Source organism: Frigoribacterium sp. PhB118 (assembly GCF_003751725.1).
In the GTDB taxonomy this organism is placed as follows: Bacteria; Actinomycetota; Actinomycetes; order Actinomycetales; family Microbacteriaceae; genus Frigoribacterium.
Genome location: NZ_RKID01000001.1, coordinates 1209463 through 1233375, shown reverse-complemented (window position 1 = coordinate 1233375; position 23913 = coordinate 1209463). Strand labels below are relative to the sequence as shown.

The following is a 23913-nucleotide window of genomic DNA, read 5'->3' as shown; positions in this document are numbered from 1 at the left end:
GGTCAGCGGCACCCCGCCCGGCGACGGGTGACGGCCGAGCCCGTGACGAGCGCGAGGCCGAGGGCCAGGGCGGCCGCCGCGACGCCGAGCGGCAGGCCCGGCTCGCTGCCCGTGTAGGCGAGCGGCCGGCCCGAGCCGCCGGTGCCCGTGCCGCCGGTGCCCGTACCGCCCGTGCCCTGGCCTCCGGCTGCCGGCACGACGGGAGCCGGCGTGACGGTCGGGTCGGGGGTCGGCTCGGGGTCGGGCACGGGGGTCACCACGGGAGGCGCGGCGAGGGTGATGGTCGGGACGGTCCCGTCGGCGGTCGGCGCCGTGAACGACCCGAGGGTCTCGCCGTCGGCCACGACGTCGTAGGTCGTGCCGGGGACGAGGTCGTCGGCCCGGTAGACGCCCGCGGCGTCGGTGGTCGAGGTGGCGACGGGCTCGGGGTCGGTGGCGTCCGCCTCGATCAGCGACAGCTCGAGGTCGGCGGCGGGCGTGCCGTCGGAGTCCACGACGGTGCCCTCGACCGACACGGTCGCAGGGGCCGCGATCTGCACGGGCGGGATCGTCCCGCTCGTCGCGGGTGCGGTGATCGTGACGGCCGAGTCGACGTCCTCGTCGAGGACCACCTCGTACTGTTCGCCAGGGGTGAGGCCGTCCGCCGTGAACGAGCCGCCCGCGCCGGTCTCGACGCTCGCCACCGGCGCGGTCTCGCCGACCGGCACGATGTCGACCGTCGACCCGGTCGCGGGTGCCGATCCGTCGGGGTTCACGATGCTCGTCGTGATCTCGACGGTCGGGTCGAGCGTGATCGACGCGCCGGAGGCCGTGGTGACCGGACCGCGGGCGATGCCCGTGACCTCGTCGACCAGGTCGTACTCGGCCGCGGGGTCGAGCCCCTCGAAGGTGACCGAGCCGCCGGCTCCGGTCGTCCCCGACGCCACCGGGTCGATCTGGCCGGGCACGACGATGCTCACCGGACGGTCGGCCACGGGCGTCCCGTCGGCCTCCACGACCGTCACCGTGAGGGGCGCGGTGGCCACCGGGGGCACGGCGCCGGCGAAGGCGAAGTCGAGTCCGGGGGAGTCGTCGCCCGCGATCGTGAAGGGCACGGCAGGCAGATCCGCGGCGTCCCCCGGTGTGGTGACGTCGACCTCGTAGGGCGTGCCCGAGACGAGGCCGGGGACCGACCAGGTGCCGTCGGGGCCGACCGTCGTGGTGGTGCCGACGACCTCACCGGTCGCCGGGTCGACGACCGTCACGATCGCTCCGGGGTAGGCCGCGCCGTCGTTCGTCACCACCCCGCTCGCGGTGAAGGTCTTGGTCACGAACCACGTCTGGTAGACGGGGAACCCGGAACGCTGCTGGTACGTGAAGGTCAGCGTCGACAGTGGCACGGTCGGGCTGAACCAGGCGGCGGCGCCCTCGGTGTCGGACGCGGTGGCGTTGCCGGTCAGCACGCCCGTGGCGGCGTTCCAGGTCGGCACGTCACGCAGTCCCGCGGCGTCGCACGACGGCGACGGGCCGCCGGCCGCGGTGCGGCAGTAGTTGTACGTGCTCCCGAAGCCGAGGGCGTCGGCGGGCACGGCCACACCGTCGGCGCCGGTGGCCGACACGGTGACCTGGTCGGCGTCGACGTCGCCCAGCACGAACGACCAGTCGCTCGCGGGGGTGGCCCGGTCGAAGGTGTACGTCGTGACCGACGCGGCGGCCGCGGTCGGCGAATCCTGGGCGGGACGGAGGTTGAGGTAGGGGCGACCGCGGCTCGAGTCGTACTCGGCGCCGACCGGCGTGCCCGTGCCCTGCCACGTGCTCGATCCGCTGGGGATCGTCGCCTGGCGCGAGGTCGACGTGAACGTCGCCTGCGGGAAGTCCCCGGGGAGCGTCATCGTGCCCGTGTAGGCACGAGCCGTCCCGTCGACGGTGAAGTCGGCCCAGCCGACCGCTCCCGGTCCGGCGGCGGAGGCGCTGGTCGCGCCCCCGAGGGCCAGCGCGCCGGCCACGACGACCGTCACCCCCGTCGCCGCCCATGCCCTGATGCGCCTGTCGATCATGTCGTCGTCCCTCCGGCCCCACCCCTGATCGCGGGCCACGAGGTCGAGGTTATGTCAGGTGTGGTCGTCGTGTCACACCCGGACCGACCCGAGGCGTCGTCGCGGGCGTCGCCGCGTGCCGGGGACGACGAAGGGGCGCCGCCTCGCGACCGGTCACCCGGTGCGGAGGTCGGCGCCCCTTCGGGGACGTCGTGCGTCAGCGCTTCTTGGCGTTGGAGACGATGTCCTCCGAGTGGCCACCCGTCGCGCCCTTGGCCTTCTTGTCGGCGCGCTTCTCCTTCAAGGAGCGCACGGCAACCTTCGCGGTGCCTTTTTTCGCTGATTTCTCTGCCATGGTGGTGCCTCCGTCGCGGACCGAGATGATCCGGTCCGCCCGAGGCTACGGTGCCGCGGCCCCGGTGTCTGTAGCCGCGGCCATCTTCACGGCTCCTACACTGCCCAGTGGCCCGGTCCGCCTCACGCGAGGAGTCCGTGTCCGACCACCCGCCCGACCCGACGACACCCCGAGACGACAGGCCCCGATGACCCCCGTCCCCACCTCGACCCCGGTCGCCCCGACGCGCAGCGAGCGCCTCGACGAGCTGCCGTTCACCTCGAAGCACCGTCGCCTGTTGGCCGGCTCGGGCATCGGATGGGCCCTGGACGCGCTCGACGTCGGCCTGCTCTCGTTCGTCATCGCCCAACTGATGACCGTGTGGAGCGACCAGGCCGGACAACTGGCCTGGGTCGCGTCGGCCGGGTTCGCGGGCATGGCGATCGGCGCGGCCGTCGGTGGTTCGCTGGCCGACCGCTTGGGCCGCAAGACCGTCTTCGCCCTGACCCTGTTGCTCTACGGCCTCGCCACCGGCCTCTCGGCCCTGTCCTGGTCGGTCGGCGTGCTGCTCGTCCTGCGCTTCGTCGTCGGACTCGGCCTGGGCTCCGAACTGCCGGTCGCGTCGACCCTCGTCAGCGAGTTCTCACCCCGGCGCATCCGGGGCCGGGTGGTCGTCCTGCTCGAGGCGTTCTGGGCCGTCGGCTCGATCGGGGCCGCCCTCGTCGGCTACCTCGTGATCCCGACGAGCGACGACGGCTGGCGCTGGGCCCTGCTGATCGGTGCCGCTCCCGCGCTCTACGCCGTGTTCGTCCGCCTCAGGATGCCCGAGTCGGTGCGCTTCCTCGAGTCGAAGGGGCGTCACGACGGGGCCGAGCGCACCGTCCGCGGCTTCGAGCAGGCGGCCGGCGTCGCCGCCCCGACCGTGGCCGCCGAGGAGGCGCGGGTCGTCGAGAAGCCGGCCCGCGCCTCCGTCGGCCGGCTCTTCGGTGCCGGCATGGCTCGCCGCACGGTCGCGATCTGGGTGGTCTGGTTCATGACCAACTTCTCGTACTACGGCGCCTTCGTCTGGCTGCCGTCGTTGCTCGTCGCGGCCGGGTTCCCGCTCGTGCGCTCGTTCGGGTACGTGCTGATCATCACCCTGGCGCAGCTGCCGGGCTACGCGGCCTCGGCCTGGTTGATCGAGAAGTGGGGACGCCGGGGGACGCTCGCGACCTTCCTGCTCGGGTCGGCCGTCGCGGCCGTCTTCTTCGGCTTCGGAGCGGTCAGCGGCAGCGTCGCGCAGATCCTCGTCGCGGGCATGGCCCTGTCGTTCTTCAACCTCGGCGCGTGGGGGGCGCTCTACGCCGTGACGCCCGAGCTCTACCCCACCCCGCTGCGGGGCACGGGCGCGGGGTGGGCCGCGGGCGTCGGGCGCATCGCCTCGATCGCCGCGCCGCTGTCGGTGCCCCCGCTGATCGCCCTCGGGGGGCCGCCCACCCTGTTCGTCGTCTTCGGCGCGGTCTTCGTCGTGGGGGCCGTCGCCGCCACGATGCTGCCCGAGCTCCGCGGCACGCGGCTCGCCGAGTGAGCGCGCGTCGCCGTCCGTCGCGTCGTCGCCTCACGCCGCGCCGGCTGCTCGGAGTCCTCGTGGTGCTCGTGGCGGGGGCCGTCCTCGTGGCTTTCCCGCGCCTCCTCGGCGACGGGTCGGCGGGTGGCGGCCCGGGAGGCGCGGGTGCGGTCCCCGTGCCCGCGAGCGTCCCGGCCGCGGCGGTCGAGGCCGTGGTCGACCGGGTCGTCGACGGGGACACCGTCGTCGTCCTGGTGGCGGGGGAGCGCGAGCGCATCCGCCTGATCGGCGTGGACACCCCCGAGACCGTGAAGCCCGACGCGCCGGTCGACTGCTTCGGACCAGAGGCGAGCGCCTTCACGACGGCCGCCCTGCCCGAGGGGGCCACGGTCTGGCTCGAGGACGACGCCTCGCAGGGTGACGCCGACCGCTACGACCGGCTGCTGCGCTACGTCTGGTCGCCGGACGGCACGATGCTCAACGAGCGGCTCGTCGCCGAGGGCTACGGGCGCGAGGACACCTACGACGACGCGTACCGCTACCGCGACCGGTTCGTCGCGGCCGAGGCGTCGGCCGAGGCGTCGAGGGTCGGGCTCTGGGACGCCTGCGGCTGAACCGACGGACGCCGGCTCGGCCACCAGAACGCGTCACCGGTGAGGAACACGAGCGCGGGCACCAGCACGGTGCGCACGACCAGGGTGTCGAGCAGCACGCCGAGGCAGACGATCACGCCGACCTGGGTCAGGGCGACGACCGGCAGCACGCCGAGGACGGCGAAGACGGCCGCCAGCAGGATGCCCGCACTCGTGATGACGGCGCCGGTCGAGGCCAGGGCCCGCACCATGCCCTCGCGGGTGCCGTGCACGAGGCCCTCCTCGCGGGCCCGGGTGGTGAGGAAGATGTTGTAGTCCACCCCGAGGGCGACGAGGAACAGGAACGCGTACAGCGTCACCGCCGTGTCGAGCGCGGGGAACCCCAGCACGTTCTGGAACAGCCAGGTCGAGGCCCCGAGGCTCGCGAAGAACGTGGCGAGCACCGAGGCGATGAGCAGGACGGGGGCCACGAGCGAGCGCAGCAACAGGGCCAGGACGGCGAACACGATCGCCAGGATGATCGGCGCGATCAGGTCGATGTCGGCCTGCGCCGCCACCTTCATGTCGTAGGCGGTGGCGTCGCTGCCCCCGACGAGCGCGTCGGCGAGGCCGCCGCCGGCGTCGGCGTACCCGGCACGCAGACGCTCGACGGTGGCGAACGCGGCGTCGCTCTCGGGTTCGGCGGACAGCTGCAGGTCGACGCGCGTCAGTCCGCCCTCGGTCTCGCCGGTCGTGGCCGTGTCGACGCCGTCCGTGCCGGACGCGAGCGCGGTGGCCTCGTCGGCGACCGTCGAGGGGACGATCACGGTGGTGCGGCTGGTCAGCCCCGCCGAGAACGAGCCGTCGATCACCTGTTGCGCGGTGACCGAATCGGGGTCGCCGAGCAGCTGGTCGGTCTGCGAGAGGCCGACGGCGTAGCCGCTCAGGCCGAGGCAGAGGACGCCGATGCCCGCGACGGACGCCACGGCCACGACGGCCGGACGGCGTCGGACGCCGCGCCCGAGACGGTCCCAGAAGCCGCGTCGCGGTGCCGCGTGGTGCGCCGCGCCTCCTGCGGTGGCGTCGGCCGTCCGCGTCGCGTCGGCCCCGTCGGGCACGCGGTCGCGCCCGGACGAGGAGGCGCGGGGCACGAAGGGCCAGAACAGCCCGCGACCGCAGACCACCAGGGCCGCCGGCAGGGCGACGAGGGCGAACACGATCGCGACGCCGACGCCGATCGCACAGGCGAGACCGAGGGCCCGGTTGCCCGTGAGCGACGCGAGGAGCAGCGTGAGGAGGCTCAGGGCGACCGTGCCGCCGCTGGCCGCGATGGCGGGCCCGGCGCTCGTCACGGCCGTGCGCATCGCGCGATGGCGGTCGGGCTCGAGCAGCAGTTCTTCGCGGTAACGCGCGACGAGCAGCAGGGCGTAGTTGGTGCCCGCGCCGAAGACGAGCACCGAGAGGATGCCCGAGATCGAGGCGTCGAGCGGGATGCCCAGGGGTTCGGCGACGGCGGCCGCGACCCGGCCGGCCAGGGCGTCCGCGGCACCGACGACGGCCAGCGGCACGATCCACAGCACGGGGCTGCGGTAGGTGACGATCAGCAGCACGGCCACGACGACCACCGTGACCAGCAGGAGCCGGAAGTCGGCCCCGGCGAAGGCGTTCGCGATGTCGTCCTGGAACCCGATCGGCCCGGTGAGCAGGGCGTCCAGCCCGGCGGGCAGGTCGGCCGAGGCCGCGTCCCGCAGGCTCGTCGCCGTGCCCGCGACGTCGGCGTCGACCGTCGTGGCGTCGAGCGGGACGGCCACGATCGCCGCGGTGCCGTCGTCGCTGATCTGCGGCCGGACGGCCTGCGGGGTCGTGGCGAGCTCGGCGAGGGCGGCCGCCCGCTCGTCGACGGCGGTCAGGTCGGCGGCGTCGAGCCGGTCGCCGTCGTGGCTGAAGACCAGGATGCCCACCGTCGTCTCGGCACTCGGGAAGGTCGTGAGCAACTCGGCCACCTGGGCCGACTGGCTCGTGTCGGGGACGCCCGACGGCGGGGCCGCGTCGCCCTCGCTCTGCGGCAGGACCGTGAAGAGCAGGGCGACGGCGACGGCCGTCGCGGCGAGCACCGCCCAGGCGGTGCGGTGGCCGCTGACGATGCGGGCGAGGGTGCGCATGGTGATCCTTCAGTCGCTGAATGTCTTAGGAGCTAAGAGTATTGCAGATCACAGGAGCATCGACCAGACTCGTCACGCAGGAGGTTCCATGCCCACCCCGAGAGACCCGGGCCCCACGGCCCCGTCGACCCGTCCGTCGCGCTCGCCGCAGGCCGACGAGATCGTCACCCACATGCAACGGCTGACCACCGAGTCCCAGAAGGTCGCCCAGGCCTTCGCCTCGCGACACGGTCTCGGCCACATCGACCTCGAGGCGCTGCTGCACGTCATGCAGGCCGAGCGTGACGGCGACCCCGTCACCGCCGGCGGTCTCGGCGAGCTCCTGGGCGTCACGTCGGGGGCGGCGACCGGAGTCATCGACCGCCTCGAAAAGGTCGGGCACGTGCACCGCAGCCGCGACGACGCCGACCGGCGCCGGGTGCTCGTCCGCTACTCGGATCGCGCCCGCGAGGTCGCGGGCGCGTTCTTCGGGCCGCTCGGCGTGATGAGCGACCGGGTCATGGCCGAGTTCGACGAGGCCGAGCTCGAGACCGTCCGACGGTTCCTCGAGGGCATGTCGGGCGCGATGGCGGAGCGGGCCCGCGAGGTGGGGCGACCCGCCTGAGGCGAGCCGCGCCTCCCCGGGGTGGCGAACGGCCCCGACCTCCTGGGCGTCGGCGGGAGCGGGTAACGTCGTGGTGACCCCGGAAGGCAGGTTCTCCGTGACCGACCACGTCTCGGCCCTCGATCTCTTCTCGATCGGCATCGGCCCCTCGAGCTCGCACACCGTCGGCCCCATGAGGGCCGCCCGCGAGTTCCTGCTCGGTCTCGACGTCGACGGCCGGCTGACCGACGTCGTGCGGGTCGAGGCCGTGCTCTACGGCTCGCTCGCCGCCACCGGCCTCGGCCACGGCACTCCGTCGGCCGTCCTCGCCGGCCTCGCGGGCATGCGACCCGAGACCTGTGACCCCGAGGTCGTCTCGGGCATGCAGCAGGCGGTCGAGCAGGGCGGCGGCCTGCGGCTGCTCGGCCGGCGCCAGATCGCCTTCGCCCCCAACGACCTGCGCATGGCGCCGCTGACGCGCATGCCCCGGCACCCCAACGCGATGAGCGTCGAGGCCTTCGACGCTCACGGCGAGAGCCTCGCCCGCGAGGTCTACTTCTCGGTCGGCGGGGGCTTCGTCGTGCGGGACGGTGACGACGAGCGGGCCGTGCCCACCGCCGAGGCGCCGTTCGCCTTCACCGACGCGGACGACCTGCTGCGCCTCTGCGACTCCGAAGGCGCGTCGATCGCCGACCTCGCCTGGCGCAACGAGGTCGCGCTGCACGGCGAGGCCGACGCCGCGGTGGGGCTCGACTCACGCTGGGCGGCCATGCGGGCCTGCGTCGACGCGGGTCTCGAGGCCACGGGCGTCCTGCCCGGCTGGATGAAGGTGCCCCGACGCGCCCGGCAGTTCGCGACCATGCTGCGCCAGCAGGACGAGCGGGCGACCGCCTTCGCCCTCGGCGGCTCGGCGATCGACCAGGGCCGCGCCTCCTCGCTGTTGGCCTCCGACCTGCCGGCCCAGTGGCTGCAGGCCTACGCGATGGCCGTCAACGAAGAGAACGCGGGCGGCGGGCGCGTCGTCACCGCCCCGACCAACGGCGCGGCCGGCATCATCCCGGCGGTCGCCTACTACGCCATGAGGTTCCACGGTGCGACCGATCACGAGCTGTCCCGCACCTTCCTGCTGACGGCGGCGGCGATCGGGTCGCTCTACAAGCGCAACGCGTCGATCTCGGGGGCCGAGGCCGGTTGTCAGGGCGAGGTCGGCTCGGCCGCGTCGATGGCCGCCGGCGCGCTGACCGCCCTGCTCGGCGGGACGCCCCGCCAGGTCGAGAACGCGGCCGAGATCGCCATGGAGCACCACCTCGGCCTCACCTGCGACCCCGTGGGCGGCTTCGTGCAGGTGCCCTGCATCGAGCGCAACGCCATCGCGGCGGGCACGGCGGTCGCCGCCACCCGCATGGCCCTGCTCGGCGACGGCAGCCACGTCGTCAGCCTCGACACCGTCATCGAGACGATGCGCCAGACCGGCCGCGACATGAAGGACAGCTACAAGGAGACCAGCCGCGCCGGGCTCGCGGTCAACGTCATCGAGTGCTGAGAACGTCCGCGTCGGCGGCCCGCCCGGACGTTCCTCGGGTCGTGTCGCACCCCGCCGCTAGCCTCGTCGCATGACCCCGTCGCGCCGCCCCACGCCGTCCCGCCCCGCGACCCCGGGGGGCACCGACGCCCCGCGGCTCGACCCCGTCGAGCCCCGGGGGCTCGTCGATCTCGGCACCGACCTGCTGGGTCCGCGCGACAGCCGTGAGCTCGAACGGTACGTCGACGCCGACCTGACCGGTCGCGACCTCGAAGGGTCCGAGTTCACCGAGTGCGTCTTCGAGTCGCCGCGGCTCGGATCGGCCCGACTGCGGGGCGCCCGCCTGGTCGAGTCGGTGCTGGCCGACTCGTTCGCCCCCGAGTTCGCCGCCTCGCGCAGCACCTGGCGTGACGTCCGCGTCGAGCGACCCCGGTGGGGGTCGGCCGAGCTGTTCGACGCCGAACTGCGGTCGGTGCACCTGGTCGGCGGCAAGATCGACTTCCTCAACCTGCGCGGGGCGCGCCTCACCGACGTCGTGATCGAGGGCTGCACGATCGGCGAACTCGACCTCGGGGGTGTGCAGGCCCTGCGGGTCGCGCTGGTCGACTGCCGCATCGGCACGCTCGACGTGACCCGCGCCTCCTTGTCGCACACCGATCTGCGCACCAGCGACTTCTCCCGCATCGACGGTTTCGAAGGGCTTCGTGGCGCGACCATCGACGACCTGCAGCTGGCGACCTTCGCCCCGACGATGGCGGCTCACCTCGGGCTCGTCGTCGGCTGAGCCCGGGCCGCCCGTGCGACGCCCGGCTACGCCCTGGCCGAACACGTCGGGGCCGCACGAGGCGGCGGTGCTATCGTCGCCGACAGAGCAACGCGCTCCGGGGTCAGTGAAAATCTGAGCCGGCGGTCACAGTCCGCGACCCGCGTCGTCCCCGAGAGGTGGCGGCCGGTTGAACCGGTGGAACCCCGGTACCGACGGTCATAGTCCGGATGAGAGGTGGCGCGGGCCCGGTCGTCCCTCAGCGGACCCCCGGGCCGATGCCGACCCTCGCGTCGCGCACCCCCGGAGAGCCCTCGGCACACAGCCAGGCAGACCGGAGGACGACATGACGACGCAGGCGACCACGCCCGGGCCCGATGCACGCACGCACCGACCCACCGACCCGACGGGCCCGGTGGTGCGCTGATGTTCACCGGCCTCGTCGAAGAACTCGGACGCGTCGAGCGCGTCGCCGACCAGGGGGACAGCGTCCGCCTGACGGTCCACGGCCCCGCCGTGCTGACCGACGCCGCGCACGGTGACTCCATCTCGGTCAGCGGCGTCTGCCTGACGGTGGTCGAGCAGCAGGGGGACACCTTCACGGCCGACGTCATGCGGCAGACCCTGGCCATGAGCACCGTGGGGACGTTCGGCCCCGGGACGCCCGTCAACCTCGAACGAGCCGCCCGCGTCGGCGACCGCCTGGGCGGTCACATCGTCCAGGGCCACGTCGACGGCACGGCCACGGTCGTCGAGATCGAAGAGGGCGAGGCCTGGCGTCGGGTCCGGTTCGACCTCGCCGACGACCTCGCGCCCCTGCTCGTCGACAAGGGGTCGGTGACGCTTGACGGCGTCAGCCTCACGGTGAGCGCGATCAGCGAACCCGGCGAGCTGCCGGGCTGGTTCGAGGTCAGCCTCATCCCCGAGACGCTCGCCGTGACGACCCTGGGCGGCAAGGCCGTCGGCGACCGCGTCAACGTCGAGACCGACGTGCTCGCCCGCCACGTGCGCCGCATGCTGCGACTGGACGCGCTCGACGCCGACGGCCCGCGCGGTGCGGCCACCCCGGCCGACGCGGCGGACCCGCGGGACGCCGCCGTGACGGGGCGCCCGTGACCGTGTCGACGCCCCGGGAGGAGGGGCGGGTCGACTCGCGCCTCGCCCCGATCGAGCTCGCCCTCGAGCACCTGCGCCGTGGTCGCCCGGTCGTGGTGGTCGACGACGAGTCCCGCGAGAACGAGGGCGACGTCGTCCTGTCGGCCGAGTTGGCCTCGGCCGAGTGGATCGCCTGGACGGTCCGGGTGTCCTCCGGTTTCGTCTGCGCACCGATGACGAACGAGATCGCCGACCGACTCGACCTGCCGCCCATGGTCGCCCACAACGAGGACGCCCGGGGCACGGCCTATACCGTCAGCGTCGACGCGGCGGCCGGCGTGACGACAGGGATCAGCGCCTCCGACCGGGCGACGACCCTCCGCACGCTCGCGTCGCCGACCAGCGTGCGCGACGACCTGCACCGCCCCGGGCACGTCCTGCCGCTGCGTGCCCGTGACGGCGGAGTCCGTGAGCGCGACGGCCACACCGAGGCCTCGGTCGACCTGATGAAGGCCGCGGGGCTGCGACCCGTGGCCGTCATCAGCGAGATCGTGGGCGACGACGGCGAGATGATGCGACTGCGGGCACTGCTCGACTTCGGGGCCCGCGAGGGCGTGCCGGTCGTGACGATCGCCGATCTCGTCTCCTGGCTGGGCGACCGCGACCTCGACGAACCCGGCTCGGCGCCGGAGACACCGACCACCGACGCCACCGCCGATACCACCACCACCACCCGCACGACCGAAGGAGACCGCGCATGAGCGGAGAAGGCGCCCCCACCGAACTCGACGTCGACGGCACGGGAATCCGTGTCACGATCGTCGCCGGCACCTGGCACGAGACCATCACCGACGGCCTGCTGGCCGGCGCGCTGTCGACGGTCGAGCGCCTCGGCGCCACGGCCACGGTCGTGCGCGTGCCCGGCAGCTTCGAACTGCCCGTCGTCGCGAAGGCCGCGCTCGAGGCCGGGGCCGACGCGGTCGTGGCCCTCGGTGTCATCATCCGCGGCGGCACGCCGCACTTCGAGTACGTGTCCGACGCCGCGACCTCGGGCCTGCTGCGGGTGACGCTCGACACGGGCAAGCCCGTCGGGTTCGGCGTGCTCACCCTCGACGACGAGCAGCAGGGCCTCGACCGGGCAGGCCTCCCCGGCTCGAAGGAGGACAAGGGTGCCGAGGCCGCCCACGCCGCCGTCGCGACGGCCGTCCAGTTGCGCGACCTGGCCCGGGCCGGCACGGCCCGCGTGGCCGGGTTCTGACGACGGAGGCGGTGCCGGGGCGACGAGCGTCCCGGCACCGCGCCTCCTGACGGTCTGGCGTCCTGCCCGTCGCGCCCGTCGGGACCCTCGGGCCTAGGCGAAGACCTCGGACAGGAACGTCTCGAGCTGCTGCCACGAGCGACGATCCGCGCGGGCGTCGTACTGGGCCCCGTGATCGGGTGCGTCCGTCCCGGGGACGGCGAAGGCGTGCATGACGCCGCTGTAGCTCAGCACCTGCCAGTCGGGTGCCTCGGCGGCGCGCATCTCGTCCTCGAAGCCGACCACGGCCTCGTCGGGCACCACCGGGTCGGCGGCACCCGTCATGACGAGCAGCGGGGCCGTCACGGCACCCTTCTCGGCGGGCATCCCCGTCCCGAGCCCTCCGTGGAACGACACGACGCCGGCGACGTCGGCACCCGCGCGGGCCAGCTCGAGGGCACCCGAGCCGCCGAAGCAGTAGCCCATCACCGCGATCCGCGACGGGTCGACGCCCGGCTCGGCGCGCAGGCGCTCGAGGTTCGCGAGCAGGCGCGACCGGAACAGCGCGACGTCACCGTAGTACTTGCCCGCCTCGCCGGCGGCCTCCTCGGGCGACGGGCGGACCCCCTGCCCGTAGACGTCGCCGGCCAGCGCCACGTAGCCGAGCCGCGCGAGCATCTGCGCGCGCACCTTGACGTGGTCGACGACGCCGAACCAGTCGTGCAGCACGAGCACGCCGGGCACGAGCCCGGACGAGGAGGCGCCGGCCGGCGTCGCGAGGAACCCCTCGAGATCGACGTCGGTCGCCGCGTAGACCTCGTCCGACGTCGTGACGCCGCCCGGGTCGGGCACGCTGTCGAGGACGCGCTGAAGGTCGGGGGAGAGGGCGGGAGTGGGTTCGGTCGTGGTCACACGGGGACGCTACTCCCGGCGGGTCGGACGGTGCCGGGGGCGGTTCAGCCGGGGTCGACGATGCGGGCGACGGCCTGGCGGACGACGTCGCACCGACGCTGCTGCGGGCCGGTGTGCAGGTTGGTGGCCTCGGGCGTGACGAACCAGGCCAGCACGACGCCGAAGACCATGGTCAGCAACTCGTCGGCGTCCCAGCCGGACGAGATGTCACCCGCGTCCTGGGCCGCACGCACCGAGTCACGGCGCGCCTCGAGCTGACCGTGGTCGAGCACGCCGGGGCTCGGCAACGCGACGCCCTCGATCTGGCCCCAGAGCAGGAGGCGCGCGTCGTCGGGGTTCGAGGCCAGGTGGTCGTAGAGCGCGCTGGCCCAGCCCGGCAGGTCGTGGGCGTCGAAGGGGACGACCGCGACCCAGCGGCCGATGCTCTCGCCGAGGGCGGCGTCGAACAGGTCGCGCTTGGTCGAGAAGTGGGCGTAGAGCCGTTCTTTGCTCGCCTCGGCGTCGCGCGCGATCGTGTCGACGCGGGCTCCGGCGAGGCCGCGGGCCGCGAACTCGGTCCGCGCCGCCTCGAGCAGCCGCTCCCGCGGAGGGGTGGGTCGTCGTGCCATGCCCAGAGCATAGGGGCTGCACCTCTCCGGACCACCTGGTTCGGAGAGAGGTCTTCGCTTACCGGCCGGACCGGTTCGCCCCGCGTCCGGGAGGGCGCCGTCTCGGAGGTGGACCGTCGCGTCGCCGGACGGGTCAGAGCGCGCGGGCGTCCACCAGGTCGACGCCGGCCGCCGCCGCGACGCCCGCGTTGGTGATCTGCCCCGCGACCGCGTTGACGCCGCGGGCCAACGACGCATCCGCCGCGATGGCGTCACGCCACCCCCGGTCGGCGAGGGCGAGTGCATAGGGCATGGTCGCGTTCGTCAGGGCCCGGGTCGAGGTCTGGGGGACCGCGCCGGGCATGTTGGCGACGCAGTAGTAGACGCTGTCGTGGACGGCGAAGGTCGGGTCGTCGTGCGTGGTCGCGCGCGAGCCCTCGAAGCAGCCGCCCTGGTCGATGGCGATGTCGACGAGCACCGACCCGGGACGCATCGACGCCACCATCTCGTCGGTGACGAGCTTGGGGGCCTGTGCGCCGGGGATCAGAACCGAACCGATCACCAGGTCGGCGGCCGCGACCTGGGCGCCGATCTCGTAGGCCGTCGAGGCGCGGGTCTGCACCCTGCCGCCGAACTGCACCTCGAGGGCGCGGAGGCGCGGAAGTGACACGTCGATGACGGTCACGTCGGCGCCGAGGCCGAGGGCGTTCGCCGCGGCGTGTTCACCGGCGACGCCGCCGCCGATCACCACCACCTTCGCCTTCGGGGTGCCGGGGACGCCGCCGAGCAGCACGCCCGTGCCCCCGATCGGCTTCATGAGGTGGTAGGCGCCGACCATCGTGGAGAGGCGGCCGGCGACCTCGCTCATGGGCGAGAGCAGCGGCAGGCTGCGATCGTCCCGCTGGACCGTCTCGTAGGCGATCGCGGTCGTGCCGGACGCGAGGACGGCCTCGGTGCACTCGGGTGAGGCCGCGAGGTGCAGATAGGTGAAGAGGGTCTGGTCCGCCCGCATGAGCGGGTACTCGGCCGCGATCGGCTCCTTGACCTTCATCAGCAGATCGGCCTCGCCCCAGACGTCGGCCGCGTCGTCCACCACCGTCGCACCCGCGGCGACGAACTCGGCGTCGGTGAACCCCGACCCCCGTCCGGCGCCGGCCTGCACGATCACGTCGTGTCCACGGCGGGAGAACTCGTGGACTCCGGCCGGTGTCGCGGCGACGCGGTTCTCGTTGTTCTTGATCTCGGTGGGGATGCCGACGCGCATGGTTCGTCCTCTCGGGGAGTGGCCTCGACGACGGGCGGCCGGTGCACGCCTCTGTTCGCCGAACTGAGGTCAGTGTGCTGTTTCGTGCCGATGCGTGCCAAGCTCTCCGCACGAGATTCTGTGCAGGCCCTGCCTGGCCGCACGATCGACGGTGAGGGACGGGACGAGGCATGGCTGCGACGAAGGACGTTCGGCTCGACGAGATCGACCGGCAGCTCGTGCGCCTGCTGCTCGCGAACAGTCGGACCCCCAACGCCACGTTGGCCGCGCAGGTCGGGATCGCTCCGTCGACCTGTCTCGCGCGCCTCCGGTCCCTCGTCGAGCGCGGCGTCGTCGCCGGCTTCGGAGCCGACGTCGACCTGTCCGCGCTCGGACTCGACCTCCAGGCGCTGATCAGCGTGACGATCCTCGCGTCGGCCCGGCAGCGGATCGCCGCGTTCTCGGCCGAGATCCGGGCCCTGCCGCAGGTGGTGCAGCTGTTCTTCCTGGGCGGGTCCGAGGACTTCATCATCCACCTGGCCGTCCGCGACACGAACGACGTCCGCGAGTTCGTCCTCGACCACCTCTCGGCGCACCCGGCCGTCGCCTCGACCCGGACCAGCCTGGTCTTCGAGCACCACCACCCCGGCCCGACCGTCTGATCGACCAGCCGGTGCCGTGCCGAGCCAGGGGCCGGCGTCAGCGCGTGGCGGCGAGCGTCATCGGCAGGTGGGGGATGCCGTCCTCGAGGAACTCGTCACCGTCGACCACGAAGCCGAACCGGGCGTACCAGCCCGAGAGGTGGGCCTGGGCGTCGAGCCGGACCAGTCGACCGTCGCACTCGACGACGGCCGACCGCATGAGGTCGGCGGCGAGCCCACGACCGCGAGCCGACGACGCCGTCGCCACCCGGCCGATGCGACGGTCGTCGCCGTCGTGCAGCACCCGGAGCGTCGCCAGGATCCGGGCGTCGTCGTCGGTGGACCAGAGGAGGCGCGCGGTCGGCTCGAGGTCGCGCCCGTCGAGCTCGGGGTAGGGGCACTCCTGTTCGACGACGAAGACGTCGACCCGGAGGCGGAGGATCTCGTAGAGGACGACGGGGTCGATCTCGGCGACGGACGACGAGTGCTGGGTGGCGGTCACACGGCCACGCTATCGGCCTCGCGCGCGTGACCGGATGCCACCCTCGGGCGGGTCACCGGGTCTCGCCCAACGGCATGGTCGTGAAGTCCCCGCCGACGGGTGCGTCGGGGGGCAGGACCTGGCCGGCGAAGCGGTCGGCGAACGCCTCGGCGTCGTCCTCGGGGTGGTAGCCGATGGCCTCGCCCGCCGCGAGCGACACGACGCGACGGGTGTTGCGACTGACGCCCCAGACGACGTGGTGCCCGGCCGGTGCCGTCGTCAGGGTGGCCAGGATCAGCCGCGTCGCGTCGGCCGGGGACAGCCAGGTGCCGAGGCTGCGGACGTCGTGCGGCTCGACCTCGGCCGTCATGATGCGCGCCGACACGACGGTCGAGCCGAAGCGGTCGGCGTACAGGCTGCCCACCGCCTCGAGCAGCACCTTGCTGACGCCGTAGAAGGTGTCGGGCCGGGGGGCCGGCACGTCGTGGTCGGCGGCGCTCGAGCCCGGTTCGAACCCGACGGCGTGCACCGAGCTGGCCGCGAGCAGCCGGGTCACGCCGGCCCGACGGGCGGCCTCGTGCGCCACGTAGGCGCTCTCGACGTTGAGGTCGAGGATCTCGTGCCACGTGCGCTCGCTGGCGTGCGACGCGAGGTGGACGACCAGGTCGGCCCCGGCGAACGCCACGGTGAGGGAGTCGAGATCGGTCACGCCGACGTGCTCGAAGGTCTCTCGTCGTCGGAGGTCGCCGGGTGGCGTGACCACGTCGAGCAGCCGCAGGTCGTGGCCGGCCTCGAGCAGAAGAGGGCGGACCCAGGTCGCGATGCGGCCCGAGCCTCCCGTGATCGCGATGGTCGCCATGTGTGCCGCCTCTCGTCCGGGGGCTCGTCGGCCCGTCCCGTGGTCCTGCCCCGATCCTGCCCGGGACCACCGACAGCGCCCGCGGGGCACGCCACGCGTCCGCCGAACCGCCCTCGCGACGCGTCCCCGCGTCCCCCGGATGCCCCACCCGAGCCTGACAAGGCTCTGGCGAAGGCCTGGCAGGGATCTCCACGACCCCGGTCGGTGACGCGTCACCTCCTACCGTGGCGAGGGGCCCGACGACGTGCCACGACCCCGTCCCCGACCGAAAGGCACCTCGTGTCGTCAGCTCTCTCGTCCCTCGGCCTCCTCCTCGTCCGCGTCGTCCTCGGGGTCGTGTTCGTCGCCCATGGCTGGCAGAAGCTCGCCGTCGACGGCCTCGCCGCGACGCAGGGCGCCTTCGGGGGCATGGGCATCCCGCTCGCCGAGGTCGCCGCCCCGGTCGCGGCCGTCACCGAGCTCGCCGGTGGCGTCGCGCTCGTGGTCGGCGTCGCCACCCGTGTCACCGCCGCGCTCCTGGCGGTGACGGCGGTCGTCGCCCTGGTCGCCGTCCACCTGCCGAACGGCTTCTACTCGACGACGGGTGGGTTCGAGTACGTCCTCGTCCTGGCGGTCGTCTCCGTCGCGGTCGTGCTCACGGGGCCGGGCCGCTTCGCCCTCGACGCCCTGGTCGTCCGGGGCCGGCGCGCCCGTCGCGAGGCCCCGGCCCCGCTGCCCGCCACCGTCTGAGTCGGGGCCGAGCGGGTCGGGCGCGAGGCCGGGACGGGTGAACGTGACGCACCCGCGAGGGTGATTTGCGCCTCCTCGTCCCGTCCCGGCCCCCGATCCGTGGTCGGCTGGATGCCGATGATCCCCGCCAGCGACCGCTTCCGCCGCTCCGGCGGCCGACCCCGCACCGGGTCGCCCGTCCTCGTCTTCGGGGACGTCCTCGACGACATCATCGTCACTCCCCGGCCGGAGGACGGCACCGGGACCGAGACGGCCGCCACCATCCGGCACCGGGCCGGGGGTTCGGCGGCGAACACGGCGGCGTGGCTCGGGTCGTTGGGGGTCGAGGTCTCGTTCGTCGGTCGGGTCGGCACGGCCGACCTGCAACGCCACGCGCAACTGCTCGCCAACGCGGGGGTCGTCGCCCGTCTGTCTTACGACGCCCACGACCCGACGGGCACGGTCGTCATCACCGTCGACGGCTCGTCGCGCATCATGTTCACCGATCGGGGGGCCGGTGCCTCGCTGAGCCCCGACGACGTCCCCGACGACCTGGTCGCCGGGGCCGGTCTCGTGCACTTCACGGGCTACACCGTCGCCCAGTCCCGCAGCCCCGTCGCCCTCCGACGCCTCGTGGGACGGGCTCGGGAGGCGGGGGCGCTCGTCTCGGTCGCCCCGGGCAGCGCCTCGATCGTCCGCCGCTTCGGGGCGCCGGCGTTCCTCGCGGCCGTCCACGGAGCCGACCTGTTCTTCCCGTCGGACGAGACCGCTCGCGAGCTCACCGGGCTGGACGACCCGGTCGCCTCGGCGACGGCGCTCGCCGAGCAGGTCGGCGTGGTCGCGATCGTCGCCGACGACGGGGGTGCCGTCGTGGTCTCGCGGGGGCAGCAACCGGTCGTGGTCGACGGGGTCGTCTCGCGCTGGGTCGACTCGGTGGGCCTCGTGGACGCGTTCTCGGCCGGGTTCATCGCCGCGTGGGCGACGACGGGCAGCCTGGGGGTCTCGGGTCGGAGTGGATCCCGTGCCGCCGCCCGGGCCGCCGGGGTCGCCGGAGGTCGGCCGCCCGCGTGACCGCGTCGGGCTCGCGTGACGACGCGTGGCCCGCGTGACGACGCCTGGCCCGGCTGACGACGCCTGGCTCGACGAGCCCTCGGCTACCGTGCGCTCTCGGCGCTCACCAACACGGTCTGGACCCGGGGCGGACGCTCGGGGGTGAGCCGGATCTCGAACCGGACGACGCCCCGGACTCCCCGTCGTCGCCAGACGACGTGCGAGGGCGCGGACGACTCGTCGGGCGGCGATGCCTCGCCGTCGTCGTCCCAGCCGCCCACGGACTCGACGGCGGCGGCCCAGGAGGCGCGGCGTCGGTCGAGCGGCAGGTCCGCCTCGACGTTCTCGCTGAACAACCCGTCGGGTACGGCGCCGCCGAGGACGACGGCCTCGACCGCCTCGCGGGCCGCCGACGTCTCGGGCCACGGCCGCACGACGACGCGGGCGTCGGGGCGCTCGGCCATCAGGCCGTCGAGCGCGAGCCCGATCGGCTCGGAGACCTTCGAGTAGGTCGCGTTCTCGAACCCGATCGCGCCGAGGCCGGTCGCGGTCTGCCAGCGCATGTGGGCCGAGAACCCGGGGTAGCCCCCGCTGTGCGACGCGACGGGGCCGTGGTCGGGGTAGTGCTCGACGAACAGGCCGAACCCGTAGCCGCCGGGGTGCCCGACCCGGGCGGGGACGAAACGCTGCACCTGTTGCATCTCGCGTCGGGAGGCGCGCGAGAGGATGTCGTCGAGGTCGCCGCGGCCCTCGGGGTCGAAGGCGGAACCCAGCCAGCGCGCCCAGCGCGCCAGGTCGGTCACGGTGCTGAACAAGCCGCCGATCGGCGAGAACGCGCCCGGGCCTGAGAACGGCAGGGGGTCACCCCCGTCGGAGGTGCGGCGATGGCCGATCGCGACGCCGCCCGTCGCTCGCACGGTCGCCTCGAAGCCGGTGGCCGTCAGGCCGAGCGGTTCGAGGATCGTCGACTCGACGACCTCACGGTAGGGCTTGCCGGCGACGGCCGCGATCGCCCGGCCCACGAGGGCGAAGCCGAGGTTGGAGTAGGCGAAGGTGGTGCCCGGCACGCTGTCGAAGCTGAGCCCGGCCCGCAGCAGGGCGTCGAGTCCGTCGTCGGTGAGGGATTCTTGCCGGTCGCCCCACGGATCGTCCGTGGGGAAGCCGGCCGACATGGTCAGGAGCATGCGCAGGGTCGGCACGGGGGAGTCGGCGGTGGGCAGGGCCACGTCGGCGAAGGCGGGCACGAAGTCGGTGATCGGTGCGTCGAGGGACACGAGCCCGGCGTCGCGCTGGGCGAGCAGGGCTGTGGCGGTGAAGCTCTTCGTGCACGAGGCGATGCGGTACGCCGTGTCGACACCGGGCGCGGTGCCGGGGGCGACCTGGCCGTAGGAGCCGTCGTGCGTGACGCCCGAACGGTCGAAGGTCGCCCACACGGCGCTCGGGCCGCGCCGCTCGGGAGCGCGTGCGGCGAACACGGCGTCGATCCCCGTGGGTGGTTCGGTGCGGTCGGGTCGTGATGACGTCGTCACGGAGGCGGTCCTCTCGAGGGGCGGGGTCATTCGGTGCGCGTGGTGCGGCGCATGGCTTCGTAGGCGTCGAGCGCGGCCCGGCGGGAGGCCTTGAGGTCGACCATGGGCTCGGGGTACGAGTCGGTGTCGACCTCGGGGACCCAGCGCCGCACGTAGTCGCGGTGCTTGTCGAACTTGTCGGCCTGCAGGACGGGGTTGAACACGCGGAAGTACGGGGCCGCGTCCGCGCCCGAGCCGGCCGTCCACTGCCAGTTCGCGGGGTTGTTCGCCTCGTCCGCGTCGACCAGGGTGTCCCAGAACCACTGCTCGCCCACCCGCCAGTCGGCCAGCAGGTTCTTGACCAGGAAGCTCGCCGTGACCATGCGCACCCGGTTGTGCATGTACCCGGTCGTCCACAGCTCTCGCATGCCCGCGTCGACCAGCGGGATGCCGGTCGTGCCCTGCTGCCACGCCTCGAGTTCGCCGGGTTCGAGTTCGTGCCACGGGAACGCGTCGAACTCCGGCCGGTAGTTCTTCGTGGCGAGGTGCGGGTTCGCGAAGAGGACGGTGTGGTTGAACTCGCGCCACACGAGTTCGCGCAGGAAGCCCGAGGCCTGTTCTCGGGCGTCGGGTGCCAGGTCGCCGCGCATGCGGTGCCAGACCTGGAACGGGCTGACCTCGCCGAAGCGGAGGTGCGGCGAGAGGTGGCTCGTCGCCTCTTGGGCCGGCTCGTCGCGCAGGCCGTAGTCGGCCAGGTGGCCGGTGGCGAAACGTTCGAGGGTGTCGAGGGCCGACGCCTCGCCCGGGGTCCAGGCGTCGCGCAGGCCGGCCGACCAGTCGGGGGTCGTGGGCAGCAGCGCCCACGAGTCGAGGTCGTCGCTGTCGGGCGTCGCGTGGGGGACGTGCAGCTCGTCGGGGGCCGCCTCGGGGTGGCGGGGTTCGGGTCGGTCGAGGCAGGCGCGCCAGAACGGCGTGAAGACCTTGAAGGGCTGGCCCTGCCCGGTCTGGATGGTCCACGGTTCGAACATGAGGTTCGCCTGGAAGCTGCGCACGTCGAGCCCACGCTCGCGCAGCGACGACTTGAGCCCGGCGTCGGCGTCGCGGGCGGCCAGACCGTACCGGCGGTTCCAGAAGACGGCACCCGCGCCCACCTCGTCGACGAGACGGGGGAGTTCGCGTGCCTGGGGACCCCGGCGCAGCGTGAGTCGCCCACCGACGGCCTGCAGCGATTCGGCGAGGGCGGCGAGGCTGTGGTGCAGCCACCAGCGTGAGGCCCCGCCGAGGGGGCGGAGGCCGTCGGTCTCGTCGTCGAGCAGGAAGAGGACGACGACCGGCTCGCCGCGCTCGACGGCGGCCACGAGGGCGGGGTTGTCGGCGAGGCGCAGGTCGTCGCGCAACCAGACGATGGAGGGAGAGGTCATGCGTTCGTCCCGACCGGCGTGCCGAGCCGCAGCTTGGTGCACAGATCGGCGAGCGAGGCCAGTTCGTCGTCGTCGAGTGCTCCGCCCACGCGACGACGGATGGCCTCGGCGTGGCTGACCGCCGTGCGCCGGTAGAGGTCGTAGCCCTCGTCCGTCATGGTCACGATGATGCCCCGGCCGTCGCCGGGGTCGGAGGCCTTCTCGACGATGCCCTTCGACGCCAGTCGGTCGACGAGACGGCTGATGCTCGGCTGCGTCAGCAACAGGTGGCGGGTCAGGTCGCGGATGCGGGCCCGCCGATCGGGCTGGTTGGACAGGTTGAACAACACGTCGTACTCGTTGAACGAGATCTCGTGGGTCGGGAAGCACTCGGTCAGTTCACGCATGACGCTGACCTGGGCCCGGAACAGGGCTTCCCAGGCCCCCACGGCCATCGATGTCTCGCTCATGTCGTCCCTCACGTTCGTCGAGGTCGAGTCTACGAAAGGCCACCGACCTCGGGCCGACGCGCGGGGGCGGCGACGAGCGAGCGTGTACCCGGGGGTACACGACAGAGGGCCGGTCGCCCGATGGCGACCGGCCCTCTTCCCTTGCACCAGGAGTGTCCTGCAATCACATTCCGCCTCGGCCGCCACAGCAAACGACGTCGGCGAGACACAATCTATAACGGATCGGTAACGGTGGTCCAGGGGTGGACCCGAGGAATTCCTGGGAACTCGCACCGAGCCGCCTCGCGGCCGGCGCGTGTGCCGGACGGGGCTCAGAACACGTCGGGCGACGGGGTCGACGCGTGACGGATCGAGACGTCCGCGTGGCGGTCGAACCGGTAGCCGACCCCGCGGACGGTGCGGACGATGTCCTCGAAGGCGCCGAGTTTCGACCGCAGTCGACGGACGTGCACGTCGATGGTGCGTTCGTTCGGCACCTCGTCGTCGCCGTCGGCCCAGAGGCTCGAGATCAGCTCTGCTCGTTCGATGGTGCGGCCCTCGCGCAGGACGAGGTACTGCAGCAGCTCGAACTCCTTGTAGGTCAGGGGAGCCACGTCGCCGTCCAGCAGCAGGCGCTTGCGCGAGATGTCGACGACGACGCCGCCACGGGCACCGGGCTCGTCGTCCTCGCTGACCTGTCGGCGCTTCGCCAGGGCGGCCGGGTCCTGCAGGGCCAGGCGGACGACCTCGACGTCTCGGCCGCCGGCCCCCTCGGGGGCGAGGGCCACGGCGGCGTGCGTCTCGGCCGACGGGGCGATCCGTCCGACGAGCTCCTTGATCTGCGAGACGACGTCGCCGAGCGAGGTGCCGTCGGCGGCGGCCTTGAGCTCGTCGAGCCCGACGTAGAGGACGAAGCCGCGGGCCTCGGTGCCCTCGGGCACGGCGCGGGGTCGAGGTGCCGCGGGAGCAACGGAACTCGCGACGACGGACGCGTCGCTGGGGGCGGCCGAGAGGGCGGGCGCGACCTCGCGGAGGGGCGTCGGGGCGGCGGAACGGGCGGGCGAGACGGTGCGGGTGGCGGTGACGGGGCGGTCGAGGATGAGGGACATGACAGGCGGGGTCCTTGCGTGACGGCGGCGGTCCCTCTGGCCGACGGGTCGCCGGGTGCGGAGGGACTGCTCGATGTGTGTCGGTGCTCGATCCCGCCGGCGATGGTGCCGTACGTCACGAGCAGTCGGTGCGATGCACCGTTCGGGATGCGCGTCGAGGGTGGCGACGCGGGGCATCCTGGAGTCGGTGGCTCAGTGACCGGGTGGGGTCACGAGCTCAGCTGGCGGTGTCAGCAGCTTCGACTCGGCGAGGTGTGTGACCGGATCAGGCACACATTCGACACATGACAGCGTGCATCGGCATCATCATGCCGGTGCTCCCGAGGGCCTCACGAGAGGTCGGGGTGAGCACACTGTTAGTCATGGGGTCGATCTTGTTACACCCCGCGTCGCGATGTCAAGCGACGTTCGCGTTCCGGCACCGTGAGCGGCCCGGAAACGCCGGACCGCGCCTCCTGCGGTCGAGGAGGCGCGGTCCGGGGCGTCGGGGCGACGGGGGTCAGGCGAGCCCGTAGAGGCGGTCGCCCGCGTCGCCGAGGCCCGGCACGATGTAGCCCTGCTCGTTGAGCTTCTCGTCGACGGCGCCCAGCACGACGTGGACGTCGCGGCCCTCCATCGCCTTCTCGACGGCGGCCAGGCCCTCGGGCGCGGCCAGGATGCAGACCGCCGTGACGTCGACGGCGCCGCGGTCGAGCAGGTAGTCGATCGCCGCGATGAGCGAACCGCCGGTGGCGAGCATCGGGTCGAGCACGAAGCACTGACGGTTCGAGAGGTCGTCGGGCAGACGCTCGGCGTAGGTCGTGGGCTGGAGGGTCTCTTCGTCGCGCACCATGCCGAGGAATCCGACCTCGGCCGTGGGGACGAGCTTGGTCATGCCCTCGAGCATGCCGAGGCCGGCTCGCAGGATCGGCACGACGAGGGGTCGCGGCTGGCTGATCTCGAGACCCGTGGTCGGACCGACCGGGGTCTCGATGTCGACGGGGCTGGTGCGGACGTCGCGCGTGGCCTCGTAGGCCAGCAGCGTGACGAGTTCTTCGGTCAGCGCCCGGAAGGTGGGGGAGGGTGTGCTCTTGTCGCGGAGCACGGTCAGCTTGTGGGTGATCAGGGGGTGGTCCGCTACGTGCACTCGCATAGGCT

General features: G+C 73.3%; 23 protein-coding genes, 1 pseudogene and 1 riboswitch. Of the genes and pseudogenes, 11 read left to right on the top strand and 13 right to left on the bottom strand.

Going from position 1 to position 23913, the window contains the following annotated elements:
- Window positions 1-2: 2 nt before the first annotated feature.
- Complete coding sequence (locus EDF21_RS05645; protein WP_148053637.1) at window positions 3-2036, bottom strand: carboxypeptidase-like regulatory domain-containing protein; 2034 nt, start codon at window positions 2034-2036, stop codon at window positions 3-5.
- A gap of 196 nt (window positions 2037-2232) precedes the next feature.
- Complete coding sequence (locus tag EDF21_RS16835) at window positions 2233-2370, bottom strand: hypothetical protein (RefSeq protein WP_173151413.1); 138 nt, start codon at window positions 2368-2370, stop codon at window positions 2233-2235.
- Window positions 2371-2557: 187 nt separating this feature from the next.
- On the opposite strand from EDF21_RS16835, the gene EDF21_RS05640 reads away from it, so the two are divergent.
- Together EDF21_RS05640 and EDF21_RS05635 are read left to right on the top strand one after the other, a co-directional pair.
- A complete protein-coding gene (locus EDF21_RS05640; protein ID WP_123570556.1) occupies window positions 2558-3916 on the top strand; it encodes an MFS transporter in 1359 nt (452 codons plus the stop codon).
- Complete coding sequence (locus tag EDF21_RS05635; RefSeq protein WP_123570555.1) at window positions 3913-4509, top strand: thermonuclease family protein; 597 nt, start codon at window positions 3913-3915, stop codon at window positions 4507-4509. The genes EDF21_RS05640 and EDF21_RS05635 overlap by 4 nt, the downstream gene beginning before the upstream one ends.
- Here EDF21_RS05635 and EDF21_RS05630 read toward each other — a convergent pair.
- Window positions 4434-6629 carry an MMPL family transporter gene (locus EDF21_RS05630; protein ID WP_123570554.1) on the bottom strand — a complete coding sequence of 732 codons (2196 nt, stop codon included), beginning with the start codon at window positions 6627-6629 and terminating at the stop codon, window positions 4434-4436. The genes EDF21_RS05635 and EDF21_RS05630 overlap by 76 nt on opposite strands.
- 88 nt (window positions 6630-6717) lie before the next feature.
- On the opposite strand from EDF21_RS05630, the gene EDF21_RS05625 reads away from it, so the two are divergent.
- From EDF21_RS05625 to ribH, 6 genes and pseudogenes are all read left to right on the top strand, one after another.
- Window positions 6718-7233: a MarR family winged helix-turn-helix transcriptional regulator gene (locus tag EDF21_RS05625; RefSeq protein ID WP_123570553.1), complete on the top strand. Its 516-nt coding sequence runs from the start codon at window positions 6718-6720 to the stop codon at window positions 7231-7233.
- A 97-nt stretch (window positions 7234-7330) separates the two neighbouring features.
- Window positions 7331-8755, top strand: a complete 1425-nt coding sequence (locus EDF21_RS05620; RefSeq protein WP_123570552.1) for an L-serine ammonia-lyase — start codon at window positions 7331-7333, stop codon at window positions 8753-8755.
- Window positions 8756-8825: 70 nt separating this feature from the next.
- Window positions 8826-9518: a pentapeptide repeat-containing protein gene (locus tag EDF21_RS05615; RefSeq protein ID WP_056046634.1), complete on the top strand. Its 693-nt coding sequence runs from the start codon at window positions 8826-8828 to the stop codon at window positions 9516-9518.
- Between the two features lie 90 nt (window positions 9519-9608).
- Window positions 9609-9743: riboswitch (FMN riboswitch) on the top strand.
- Between the two features lie 180 nt (window positions 9744-9923).
- Window positions 9924-10613, top strand: a complete 690-nt coding sequence (locus EDF21_RS05610) for a riboflavin synthase (RefSeq protein ID WP_056046632.1) — start codon at window positions 9924-9926, stop codon at window positions 10611-10613.
- 50 nt (window positions 10614-10663) lie between these two features.
- Window positions 10664-11234 (top strand): annotated as a pseudogene (gene ribB, locus EDF21_RS05605) (3,4-dihydroxy-2-butanone-4-phosphate synthase); the annotation flags it as partial.
- A 115-nt stretch (window positions 11235-11349) separates the two neighbouring features.
- A complete protein-coding gene (gene ribH, locus EDF21_RS05600; RefSeq protein WP_056046630.1) occupies window positions 11350-11850 on the top strand; it encodes a 6,7-dimethyl-8-ribityllumazine synthase in 501 nt (166 codons plus the stop codon).
- A gap of 93 nt (window positions 11851-11943) precedes the next feature.
- Here ribH and EDF21_RS05595 read toward each other — a convergent pair whose 3' ends face one another.
- The 3 genes from EDF21_RS05595 to ald form a co-directional block, all read right to left on the bottom strand.
- Window positions 11944-12741 carry a dienelactone hydrolase family protein gene (locus EDF21_RS05595; RefSeq protein WP_123570551.1) on the bottom strand — a complete coding sequence of 266 codons (798 nt, stop codon included), beginning with the start codon at window positions 12739-12741 and terminating at the stop codon, window positions 11944-11946.
- Window positions 12742-12785: 44 nt separating this feature from the next.
- The gene (locus EDF21_RS05590; RefSeq protein WP_056046627.1) at window positions 12786-13349 is read right to left on the bottom strand and encodes a TetR family transcriptional regulator; all 564 of its coding nucleotides are present in this window, start codon (window positions 13347-13349) and stop codon (window positions 12786-12788) included.
- A gap of 133 nt (window positions 13350-13482) precedes the next feature.
- On the bottom strand, window positions 13483-14592 hold the full coding sequence (gene ald, locus EDF21_RS05585; RefSeq protein ID WP_123570549.1) for an alanine dehydrogenase: 1110 nt from the start codon (window positions 14590-14592) through the stop codon (window positions 13483-13485).
- A gap of 170 nt (window positions 14593-14762) precedes the next feature.
- On the opposite strand from ald, the gene EDF21_RS05580 reads away from it, so the two are divergent.
- Window positions 14763-15233 (top strand): Lrp/AsnC family transcriptional regulator, encoded by a 471-nt coding sequence (locus EDF21_RS05580; RefSeq protein ID WP_056046623.1) that lies wholly within the window; start codon window positions 14763-14765, stop codon window positions 15231-15233.
- Between the two features lie 37 nt (window positions 15234-15270).
- Here the strand turns inward: EDF21_RS05580 and EDF21_RS05575 are convergent, their stop codons facing one another.
- Entirely contained in the window at window positions 15271-15714 is a 444-nt protein-coding gene (locus EDF21_RS05575) for a GNAT family N-acetyltransferase (protein WP_123570548.1), read from the bottom strand.
- Between the two features lie 52 nt (window positions 15715-15766).
- On the bottom strand, window positions 15767-16552 hold the full coding sequence (locus EDF21_RS05570; protein WP_123570547.1) for an NAD(P)-dependent oxidoreductase: 786 nt from the start codon (window positions 16550-16552) through the stop codon (window positions 15767-15769).
- A 279-nt stretch (window positions 16553-16831) separates the two neighbouring features.
- On the opposite strand from EDF21_RS05570, the gene EDF21_RS05565 reads away from it, so the two are divergent.
- A complete protein-coding gene (locus EDF21_RS05565) occupies window positions 16832-17281 on the top strand; it encodes a DoxX family protein (RefSeq protein WP_123570546.1) in 450 nt (149 codons plus the stop codon).
- Between the two features lie 117 nt (window positions 17282-17398).
- Window positions 17399-18331 (top strand): carbohydrate kinase family protein, encoded by a 933-nt coding sequence (locus tag EDF21_RS05560; protein ID WP_158612859.1) that lies wholly within the window; start codon window positions 17399-17401, stop codon window positions 18329-18331.
- An 83-nt stretch (window positions 18332-18414) separates the two neighbouring features.
- Here EDF21_RS05560 and EDF21_RS05555 read toward each other — a convergent pair whose 3' ends face one another.
- From EDF21_RS05555 to upp, 5 genes are all read right to left on the bottom strand, one after another.
- Window positions 18415-19839 (bottom strand): serine hydrolase, encoded by a 1425-nt coding sequence (locus EDF21_RS05555; protein WP_158612858.1) that lies wholly within the window; start codon window positions 19837-19839, stop codon window positions 18415-18417.
- 26 nt (window positions 19840-19865) lie between these two features.
- Window positions 19866-21239, bottom strand: a complete 1374-nt coding sequence (locus tag EDF21_RS05550) for a deoxyribodipyrimidine photo-lyase (protein WP_123570543.1) — start codon at window positions 21237-21239, stop codon at window positions 19866-19868.
- Entirely contained in the window at window positions 21236-21688 is a 453-nt protein-coding gene (locus EDF21_RS05545; RefSeq protein ID WP_056046607.1) for a MarR family winged helix-turn-helix transcriptional regulator, read from the bottom strand. Before EDF21_RS05545 ends, EDF21_RS05550 begins: the two co-directional genes overlap by 4 nt.
- 311 nt (window positions 21689-21999) lie before the next feature.
- Window positions 22000-22776 carry a winged helix-turn-helix domain-containing protein gene (locus EDF21_RS05540; RefSeq protein WP_123570542.1) on the bottom strand — a complete coding sequence of 259 codons (777 nt, stop codon included), beginning with the start codon at window positions 22774-22776 and terminating at the stop codon, window positions 22000-22002.
- A 499-nt stretch (window positions 22777-23275) separates the two neighbouring features.
- Window positions 23276-23908 carry a uracil phosphoribosyltransferase gene (upp, locus tag EDF21_RS05535; protein ID WP_043593011.1) on the bottom strand — a complete coding sequence of 211 codons (633 nt, stop codon included), beginning with the start codon at window positions 23906-23908 and terminating at the stop codon, window positions 23276-23278.
- Window positions 23909-23913 lie beyond the last annotated feature (5 nt).